Genomic DNA, 10,599 nt, shown 5'->3' with positions numbered 1-10,599 from the left:
TGCAAAGGTAAGAAGAAGTTTTGAAGTGGCAAGCAAAAAGTGAAAATTTTTATTTTTCGTTTGCTTCGCTTTTCAACTCCTGCCCGCTTCCTTTCGAAGCGGGGTGCAAAGGTAAGGCCCTTTTTTCGACTCTCGCAAGCGGCGCTGAAAATTTATTTTTCTAGCACTTTGCCCAGCCGGCACGGGAAGCAAGACAAGCGCCACTCCCGGCAAGTTCCCGACCCTGTCATTTTTTTTGCTGCAGCGGTTGCGTTGGCAAAACCCGAGGCCCTGTTGGCGATTGGGAGTGCAAAAGTAGTGGGATTTTTTGAGAAGACAAGAGGGGATTAAAAAAATTTTCATGCGGTCATAGCTCGCCGCATACTCATACTATTTAGAAGAGGAGTCTATATGTTCTAAATGTTCTAATCATAAATAGACCTTAGGCCAAGTGTTGGCCAAGTCGCGCTTTTGGAAGCGCTGACGACCGATTCTCTTTATTGACTGGCTGAGGCAGTTGCTCACTTACCTGCTCGATGGCTTCGGGAAAGGTTACCACGGCCAAGTGGACGCGCATGGCGCATTGTTACCCAGACACGGCCGGTCGCGATATCGCCGACTTCGAGGCATAGGCCGTGCTGCGGTATGAAGGCGCAGGGGGGCGAAGCACCAGCTTTCGGTTGGTCACCGGAGCGTAGCCATTCCCAGCTTGCTGGGAACTTGCAAGTATGATTCTAATAAACCGAACGGGATAAAGGCTAGAGGAGAGGCTGTGCATTGCAGCTAGCGTCGGCACTAGCAAAATCAATATCTTTGGCGTTATGGATTGGCAATCTGTGAATGAATAGGCTATATGTGGTTCTGGTTCTGCTATTGGGATGGGCGCGCCCTAGCCAAAGCCAGCCGGCTAACCTCTACCTCGATAGCCTAACGCACCGCCTGACGGCCACGCCCGCCGATACCAACCGCGTGCGCCTGCTCGAACAGCTGGCCAAAGCCACGGCCGGCGAAAACAGCGCGCAAGCCCTTCGCTATGGGCAGCAGGGCCTGCAGCTGGCCCGGCAACTGCACGATGCTTACGGCGAAGCAACATTGCTTAACCAGCTAGCAGACAATTATTTTAGGCAGACAGACCTGGTGGCGGCGGTGCGTTACTACCAGCAGGTGGTGCGCCGGGCAAAGGATTTACCCCGGGCGCAGCGCCTGCTAACTCGGGCGCTGCTGGGGCTGGGCCGAATTGCCAGCCTGCAGCAGGACTTTGTTGGCGCTCAGCAATATTTCCAGCAGGCGCTACAGCAACTACAGCGACCACAGTACCGAGCCGAGCCGGAAGAACTGGGCGTGGCGCACAACAACCTGGGGATGTTCTATCTCAGTTGGCTGCAGTCGGGCCGGCCGTATCCGGACTCTACCAAGCGGTTGTGCTTGTACCATACCAGGCTAGCCCTGACCATTCTGCGCACCACTCGACTGCCAAAGGCCAATATGGCCCAATACCTCAATAGCCTGGGGCTGGTGCATGCCTTTTACCAACAGATTGACTCAGCTTATTACTACCATCGTAGCGCCCTGCGCCTGTTTCAGCGTGCGGGCAAATCTTATGGTATTGTCGTCACCCGCATATTCATAGGCAACCTGATGCTGGAGCAGCGCCGGTTTGCCGATGCCCTGGCCGTGACGCAACCTGCGCTGCCTATTGCCCGGCAACTCAATCTAAACTCGTTGGTGGTGGGCTGTCTGAACATTATTGCCGACGCGCTGGCCGCCCTCGGGCGCGGAAACGAAGCCTTTCCCCTGGCCAAGCGGGCCCATGAGCTGCGTGACAGCCTGAACCTGGTGGAGCGCGAAGCCAATCTGAGCCGACTGCGCTTGCAGTTCGATACCGAGCTGGAGCGGAGCCGGGTGCGGGAGCTGACCAACCGCAACCAGTTGCAGGAGCTGCAGGCCCGCAAGCAGCGCCAGTACCTATGGGGGCTGAGCAGCTTTTTAGTGGCCGTAGTGGCCGGACTGGTGGTGGCGGGTGTGCTGGCCGGGCGGCTGCGGCGGCAACGCACCGAGCTGCAGGCCACTCGCGCTGAGCAGGACCGCCTCTACGCCCTTATTGCCCACGATTTGCGCAGCCCGGTGATGGCTTTCGGCGGCTTGGCCGATTTGCTGACGACCTATAGCGAGCGGCAGGACACCATGCGCCTACTGCGCTTGGGCGGGCGCGTGCGGCAGGCGGCCGAGAGCCTACGGGCTCTGCTTGATAACCTGCTGAACTGGGCCTTGTCGCAGCGCGGCGAACTGCGCCCCGTGCCGGAGCCCCTGCGGGTAGCGGACCTGCTGGCCGAAATTGTGACCCTCTACCAGCCCAGTGCCCACACGGCCGGCATCGCGCTGGAAGTGCCCCCCGCTACCGAAGAGCAACTGGTGCAGGCCGACCGCAACATGACGCTCACCATTCTACGCAACTTGGTCAACAACGCCCTGCAGGCCACGCCCGCCGGGGGGCGAATCACGGTCAGCGTGGCCGATGCCGACGCCCACCAGCTGCAGTTGGCCGTGGCCGACACCGGACCGGGCATGGACGCGCCGGAGTTGCGCCTTGTCATGAGCGACCAGCCGCTGCCGGCTGCCGGCCCCTACCGGGGCCGGGCCGGGTTGGGGCTGCGGCTAAGCCGGCTTTTTGCCCGCTTGCAAGGCGGGCAGCTGGACCTGCGCAGTAAGCCCAGCCAGGGCACCACCGCCACGCTTTCGCTGCCGCGCCCCGGCCAGCCGGCTGGCCCGACACCACGCGGCTGACACCCGGAATTTTCTCACTTACACCCCAAAACCGTCTTCTCGCGCCGGGACGGAAGGACGGGTGAGAGGCACGGGTTACTATTGCCTTACTGTTACCCAGCGCGGGCTCACGCTACAGGAGCCGGGGCGCAGCGCGGGTAAAGTGGCTGGTAACCAATTGAGATTCATTTTATGAGTTCTTCGCTGCTGTTCGCTGACATTGACCAACAGCCGGCCCTGGCGGCCGTGCGGGTGCTGGTGGTGGAAGACGAGCCGCTGTATGCCGACCAGGTTGAGTCGATGCTGCTAGGCATGGGCTACGAAACGGTAGGCCCGGCCGCGAGTGCGCAAGTGGCAATGGCCCTCTACCGCACTGAGCCCATCGACCTGGTGCTGCTCGACATTGGCCTGCGCGGCCCTACCAATGGGTTGCAGCTGGCCGAGCAGTTGCTGGCGCACAGTCCCGTCCCGCTCATCTTCCTCACCTCGTTTAGCGACGAGCAGACCTTTCAGCTGGCGCAGGCCGTGGGCCCGGCGGCCTACCTGACCAAGCCCGCCGTGGCCGATACGCTGCACCGCGCCATTACTCTGGCTGTGAAGAACTTTGCCAGCAGCACTTGGCCCGCTCCCGATGCCTCCCCGCAGCCGGGGCCAGCTCAGGCAGCCGCCGATTCCGTCTTCGTGAAGGAGAATGGGCTGTTGGAAAAGGTGCACTTGCGCGACATTTTCAGCATTGTGGCCGACAATAAGACGTGCAGCCTGACGCTGGCCGAGCGCAGCATACCGGTGCGCATGTCCATGCGCGAGCTAGCTCGCATCCTGCCCGCCGAGCGGTTTGTGCAAATTCAGCGCAGCTACTTCGTCAACGTTGAGCACATCGAGCGGCTCGACCCCACCCGCCTGCTGGTGCAGGTGGGCAAGCAGGTGCTGCCAGTGGGCCGCCTCTACCTGCCCGAGCTCATCAGCCGCCTGCGCACTATCGGCTAGGCGATTCCAAGCAGTTGCTCCACCCGCTGCGGAGGGGTTTGCCGCATTCCGGGGCCCTGTTCTGCCCACACTCTGCTGCTATTCCTACCCTAAATCCACCTGAATGATAAAGCTTTTACATAACGCTGTCTTGGCTGTGCGCTGCCCCCGGCGGCGCTGGCGCGAGGCGGTGGCGGCCCCGGCTATTGGTCGGAATGCGGCATTCTCTCCATCACCCATTTTTTTCTTCCAGCACATGCAAGGAAATTTACTTCTGGAACCGCAGGGTTTGCTGTTCCGGCTACTGTCGCGCCGGGCCAGTCTGGCCAAGGTCTTCGGGACCGGGCTGCTGCTGCTCGGCAGCCTGGGCGCGCAGGCGCAGCTTAGCGGTGCCAGAGCCATTCCCGGCTCGGGCAGCACCGGCTATGCTAGCCTGGCGGCGGCCATTACGGACCTGAACGCGCAGGGCGTGGGCCCGGGCGGGGTCACGTTCAACATCGCGGCGGGCTACACCGAAACCTTTGCCTCGCCCACGGCAGGGGCCATTACGGCTTCGGGCACGGCGGCTAATCCCATCGTGTTTCAGAAGGCGGGCACCGGCGCCAACCCCACCATTACGGCGGGCATCGGTGCCTCGCCCACGTTGGACGCCATCATCAGCCTGGCGGGGTCTGACTATGTGACCTTCGATGGCCTGACGCTGGTGGACCCGACCTCCAACACCGGCACGAACCCCCAGATGGAATGGGGCTTCGCGGTGCTGAAAGCCGGCTCGCCGGCCGTGGATGGTGCCCAGAACGTGACTATTCGCAACTGCACCATCACGCTGCAGAAAGGCATCGTGACGTCGGGCATCTACTTAAACAACCACACGCCCACCGCCATTTCGCAGCTGACGCCCACTACGGCGGCCGGTACCAACTCGAACAATAAGTTCTACGGCAACACCATCAGCGGCGTCAACAACGGCATCTACCTGGCCGGCTACCTGGCCAGCAGCCCATACGCCCTCTACGACCAGAACAACGAGGTGGGCAGCATCGTGAGCGGCACCGCGGCCACGGGCAATACTGTTTCGAACTTCGGTACCACGGCCACGGCTTATGGCATCTACGCCATTTATCAAAATGGGCTGAAGGTGCAGGGCAACAACCTGGATTCGACCCCGACGGGCTCGGCCGCCGCTTCTACCAGCACGCTTTACGGTGTTCTGGTGAGCACCGGCGGCAGCGCCGACCTGCTGGGCAACACGGTGAACTTGGTGTCGAACGTTGTGAGCACCGGCTTTACTACGATTTACGGCATCCAGAATGGCAGCGGCGCCAACACCACCAACGGCACGGTCACCATCGCCAACAACAGCGTGACCATGTCGTCGGCCACGGCTAGTGTGGCTACTTTTTACGGCATCTACAATACGGCGGCGGTGACTAACCTGACCATCTCGGGCAACACCCTCAGCGGCTGGAGCCGGCCGACGGCTACCACGGGCTCGACCTACTTCGTGTATGTGGGCACCGGGGCCACGGCGACGGTGAACGTGTTTGGCAACACCATCAGCAACTACAGCGGCACAGCCACGACGGCGGGCGTGTACGGGTTCTACGGTTTCCACAACTCGAACTCGGCGGCGCAGTACTACGACAACACGATGCAGAACATTAACGGGGGCGGCAACAACCTGTGGGGCACGAACCTGTTCGGCAGCAGCACCCTCGACGTGTACCGCAACCGGATATCGGGCCTGACGGCGCTAGGTACTTCGCCCATTGTGTACGGCATTTACGCATCGGGCGCGACGACCAACGTGACCAACAACCTCGTGGGCGACATCAATGCCCCCGCTGCCTCCAGCGTGACGGCCATCTCGGGCCTGTTTTTGGGCGGCACCGTGGTGAATGCCCAGTACAACAGCATTTACCTGAACGCCACCAGCACGGGCACCAACTTCGGTACCTCGGGCATTACCTACAACTCGCTGAATACCTCGCCCATCACCCTGCGCAACAACGTGGTGGTGAACACCTCGACGGCGAACGGCACGGGCGTGACCGCAGCGCTGCGCCGCACCGCGGGCACGGCGGGCGTGGTGCCCGTGAACCTGACCACTACCACCAACGCCAACCTGTACTACGCGGGCACACCTTCGGCCACCAACCTGATTTACGTGGAAGGCCAGAGTGTCCCCTACGTCAACGCCCAGCAGACGCTGACGGACTACAAGAACTTCATGGCCGGCCGCGAAGCCAACTCGGTGACGGAGAACCCGCCCTTCGTGAGCACCAGCGGCACCAACGCCAACTTCCTGCGGGTGAGCACCACCACGCCCACCCAGATTGAGAGCGGGGGCGTGCCCATCAACGGCATTACGACCGACTACGCCAATGCCACGCGCAGCACCACCGCGCCCGACCTGGGCGCTTACGAGGGCACCTACCAGCCGCTCGACCTGACCGGCCCCACCCTGACGTACGCTCCCCTCAACAACACCAACAGCACCGCTGGCCCCGCGCTGGTCGTGACCATCTCGGACCCCAGCGGGGTGGCCACGGGCGCCAATGCCCCGCGTCTGTACTACCGCAAGGGCACCACGGGCGCCTTCGTGTTCGTGAACGCCACGAGCGTGAGCGGCAACAGCTACACCTTCAACTTCAACTACGCGCTGCTGCCCGGCGGCGTGACGACGGGCGATGTGATTCAGTACTACGTGTCGGCCCAGGACCTGGTGGCCTCGCCCAATGCCAGCACCAGCCCCGGCGGTGGCGGCGGCACCACGCCCCCCGGTACCACCGCACCGGCCTCGCCCGCCTCGTTCCAGATTGTGGGCACCCTGAGCGGCGCCTACTACGTGGGTACCTCGACGCCGCCCGCCGGTACGCCGGCCAACCGCATGTTTGCCACCCTCACGGCCGCGGCCAACGCCTACGCCATCAACGTGCTGACGGGCCCGACGACGTTCTACCTGCTCGACGCCGCGTACTCGGGTACGACGGGTGAAACCTTCCCCATCACGTTCAGCAATATTCCTTCGGCCTCTGCTACCAACACGCTGACCGTAAGCCCCTACACGGGCGTAAGTGCTACCGTGACGGGCCCGAGCACGGCGGCAGCCGTGGTGCTGTTTAACAACGCCCGCTACATCACGCTGGACGGCGCCAACACCGCTGGCGGCAGCACCCGCAACCTGACCCTGAACAGCACCAACGTTGCGGCTAACGCCGTGGTGTGGGTGGGCAGCCAGGGCGCCAACGCCGGCTCGACCAACATCACGTTGCGCAACCTCAACCTGGTGGGCAGCAGCTCGTCCAGCAGCAACTCGTTCAGCAACAGCAACTCGTTCGGCATTTATGTCTCGGCGGGGCTTTCGGTGTCCCTTCCCACGCCCAGCTCTTTCATCTACGGCGACGACAACGACAACCTGGTAATCCAGAACAACGCCATCACGGCCACCTACGACGCCATTTTTGCCAAAGCCAACGGCGTGCCCACGTCCTACGACGGCCTGCAGATTGTGGGCAACCGCATCGGGGCGGTGCCGTCGGGCACGAGCACGGCGGCGTTCGGCAACGTGCTCTTCCGCGGCATCGACCTGCAGGGCGCCACTGCCCCGCTCATTTCGCGCAACACCATTCTGGGCATTGACGGCTCGGCCGCTGCGTTCAACATTGCCGGCATCGAGCTGGGTGCCAACGTGACCAATGGGGTGATTTCGCGCAACGCCATTTCGGGCCTGCGCCAGCAAATCTCCAGCGGCTACGGCGCCTACGGCATCTTCCTGAGCAGCACCACCAACCTGACCAACACGGAAATTTCGAACAACCTGATTTCTGATATTCTCACGGGTGCTTATTCGAGCAGCAGCATTTATAACCCCTTCGGCATCTACATGACGGGCGGTACGGGCACCAAGCTGTACTACAACACGGTGAACCTGTTCGGTACGTTCTCGCCCAATGCGAGCTACGCCACGCCGAGCAACATCAGCGCGGCCCTGGCCGTGACGTCGGCCTCGGTGACCGGCCTGGATGTGCGCAACAACATCTTTGCGAACACCATTGCCAGCGCAGCCACTACCAACACGGTGAAGTCCTACAGCGTGTACTACACCAACGCCAGCGTGCTGGGCACCAGCGACTACAACGACTACTACGTGGCCGCCCCCAACGGCGTGCTCGGCTACGTGGCTGCTGACGTGGCCACGCTGGCGGCCCTGAAAACGGCCACTACCAAGGACGTGAACTCCATCAGCGCCGACCCGGTATTTACCTCGAACACCAACCTGCTGCCGGTGTCGCCGGCCGTGGCCGCTGCCGGTACGCCGCTAACCGTGACGGTGGACTATACGGGCGCCACGCGCCCGGCTACCACGCCCAGCCTCGGCGCTTACCAGTTCACGCCCGCCGTGACGGACCTAGCCCCGGGCCGCCTGGTGTCGCCGCTGAACAACAACACGGCTACCTGCTTCGGCGCCAATACGCCCGTAACGGTGCTGATTCGCAACAACGGCTCGGCCGCGCTCGACTTCGCTACCACGCCCGCCACCGTGACGGTGGTTATCAGCGGCCCGAGCAGCTCGACCCAAACCCTGACCCAAACCATTAACACGGGCACGCTGGCCTCGACGGCCACGCAGAACGTGACGCTCACCAGCCTGGCCGACTTCACGGCCCTGGGCACGTACTCGTTTGCCATCACGGCCACGGTGCAGGGCGACGGTAATACCACCAACGACCTGCTGACGCCCGCCCCCACGCTGAACGTGCTGGCCCCGGTAGGCGGCACGCTCTCGCCGGCAACGTCCTCGATTTGCGTGAGCGGTACGGCCTCGCTGAGCCTAGCTGGCCCGGCCAACGGCAGCATCCAGCTGCAGAGCAGCAACAGCGCCACCGGCACCTTCACCGATGTGGCCGGCGCCACGGCCACTACCTACACCACGCCGGTGCTCACCAGCACCACCTACTACCGCTACAAAGTGACCTGCGGCGCCAACGTAGCCTACAGCAACGTGGCCACCGTGACGGTGAATAACCCGGTGATTTCGGCCGCCCCCTCGCCGCTGAGCGTGTGCGCCGGCGGCACGGCCTCGCTCTCGGCCACGGTGCCGACGGGCATTAGCGTGCGCTACTTCACCACCGCCACCGGCGGCACGGCCGTGGGCACGGGCAACCCCTACGTGACGGCTCCCCTCACGGCCAGCACTACCTACTATGCCGAAGCCTTTGCCAGCGGCGCGGAGCGGGTTGGCAAAGCGACATCCGTTCAGACCAACGGCGGCTACAGCGGTACCAACACGGGTATAGTGCTCACGACCAACGGCCCCACGACCATTCAGGAGGCTACGGTGTACAACGCCACCGCCACCGCAGGCAGCCTGACCGTGGAGCTGCGCGACAACGTAACCGGCACCCTGGTGGCCACCGCAGGTCCGTTCGCAGTGGCGGCCGGCAGCACCAGCTCGCTGATTCCGACCGTGCTGCCCCTGAACCTGGCTGTGCCGGCTGCCGGCACCTACCGCCTGGTAACCGCCACTACCGGCACCCCGCCCACGCTGTACCGCGACAACGTGAACAGTTTCCCTTACACCACTCCCAGCGGGTCGGTGTCAATTATCGGGGGCTACATCGGCGGCGCCAGTTCGAGCTACTACTTCTTCTTCAATCTGCTGGTGGGCAATGACTGCGTTAGCACCTCGCGCACGCCGATTCAGGTGAACGTGACGCCGGGCCTGGTGGCTATGCTGGGCGCTGCCACGGCCAGCAGCTGCGGGAGCACGCCGTATCAGCTGAACGGCACCGTCGCCGGCACGGCCACGGGTGGCACCTACACCAGCTCGGGCACGGGCACCTTCTCGCCCAACGCCACCACGCTCAACACCACCTACACGCCCTCGGCCGCCGACGTGGCCGCCGGCACCGTGACGCTGACGCTGACCCCCACCGGCCCCTCGGCCGCCTGCACCCAGACGGCGCAAACCGTTCTATCGCTCTCGACCCCGCCCAACGCCTCGTTCAGCTACCCAGCTGGTACGTACTGCACCAACTCGCCCGTGACGGTAACGCCCGTGCTGGCACCAGGCGCTGTGGCCGGCACGTTTGCTACCACGGCACCCGGCCTGCGTATCGACCCGGCGACGGGTGTCATCACCCTGGCCACCACCAATATCGATGGCACCTTCACCATCACCAACACGGTGGCGGGCACGGGCGCTTGCAGTGCTGGCTCTTCGGCGACCACGACGTTCACGGTCATCTTCGGCATCGGCCAGCCCACGCTCACGGCCACGCCGCAAGCGGGCGGCGCCGTGGTGCTGAGCACGCCGGCCACGGCGGGCGTGACCTACCAGTTCTACCGCTCGACGGGCGGCGGGGCGCCTGTAGCCGTGGGCACGCCCACCGCCACCGGCACGCTGCAGCTCACCGCCGGCGCGCAAAGCGGTTCCTACACGGTCGTGGCCATCTCGTCGGCCGGTTGCTCATCTATTCCCTCGGCGGCCGTCACGGCCACGGTGCTGGGCACTGGCACGGCCACGCTGGCGGGCGTGAGCCTGCGCGTGTTCCCCAACCCGACGGCCGACGGCCAGCTGAGCGTGGAGCTAAGCGGCATCAACGCCAAAGCCTCGCAACTGACCGTGCTCAATGCGCTGGGCCAGGTGGTGCACACCGGCACGGTGGCCGCCGGCACGGCCCAGCTCCAGCTCAGCCAGCTGGCGGCGGGCGTCTACACCTTCCGGGTGCTGACCGCGCAAGGCGTGCTCACCCAGCGCGTCGTTCGCCAGTAATGGCGTAGCACTTCGCTTCATTTAAAAGCCCCGGCCTGACAGGCCGGGGCTTTTTTGTAGTTGCGTAACACGGCTGAATGCATCCATTACGTGGCTAGCCAAAGCCTATCGCC

3 protein-coding genes are annotated in these 10,599 nt (G+C 63.6%); all 3 read left to right on the top strand.

What is annotated here, in order from left to right; genetic code table 11:
* The first annotated feature begins 819 nt into the window (after window positions 1–819).
* The 3 genes from I2I01_RS16545 to I2I01_RS16535 all read left to right on the top strand — a co-directional run bounded on the left by I2I01_RS16545 (window position 820) and on the right by I2I01_RS16535 (window position 10,486).
* The gene (locus tag I2I01_RS16545; protein WP_196287568.1) at window positions 820–2,763 is read left to right on the top strand and encodes a sensor histidine kinase; all 1,944 of its coding nucleotides are present in this window, start codon (window positions 820–822) and stop codon (window positions 2,761–2,763) included.
* Between the two features lie 171 nt (window positions 2,764–2,934).
* A complete protein-coding gene (locus I2I01_RS16540) occupies window positions 2,935–3,729 on the top strand; it encodes a LytR/AlgR family response regulator transcription factor (RefSeq protein ID WP_196287567.1) in 795 nt (264 codons plus the stop codon).
* Between the two features lie 235 nt (window positions 3,730–3,964).
* The gene (locus I2I01_RS16535; RefSeq protein ID WP_196287566.1) at window positions 3,965–10,486 is read left to right on the top strand and encodes a T9SS type A sorting domain-containing protein; all 6,522 of its coding nucleotides are present in this window, start codon (window positions 3,965–3,967) and stop codon (window positions 10,484–10,486) included.
* The last annotated feature ends 113 nt before the right edge of the window (window positions 10,487–10,599 follow it).

This window comes from Hymenobacter properus, assembly GCF_015694735.1.
Lineage (GTDB): Bacteria > Bacteroidota > Bacteroidia > Cytophagales > Hymenobacteraceae > Hymenobacter > Hymenobacter properus.
The sequence above is the reverse complement of the archived record's forward strand: the minus strand, read 5'-3'. Positions and strand labels throughout refer to the sequence as shown.

Excerpts from the sequence above, each read along its gene's own strand:
- I2I01_RS16545 (WP_196287568.1), top strand. The coding sequence starts at position 820 with ATGAATAGGCTATATGTGGTTCTGGTTCTGCTATTGGGATGGGCGCGC.
- I2I01_RS16540 (WP_196287567.1), top strand. The coding sequence starts at position 2,935 with ATGAGTTCTTCGCTGCTGTTCGCTGACATTGACCAACAGCCGGCCCTG.
- I2I01_RS16535 (WP_196287566.1), top strand. The coding sequence starts at position 3,965 with ATGCAAGGAAATTTACTTCTGGAACCGCAGGGTTTGCTGTTCCGGCTA.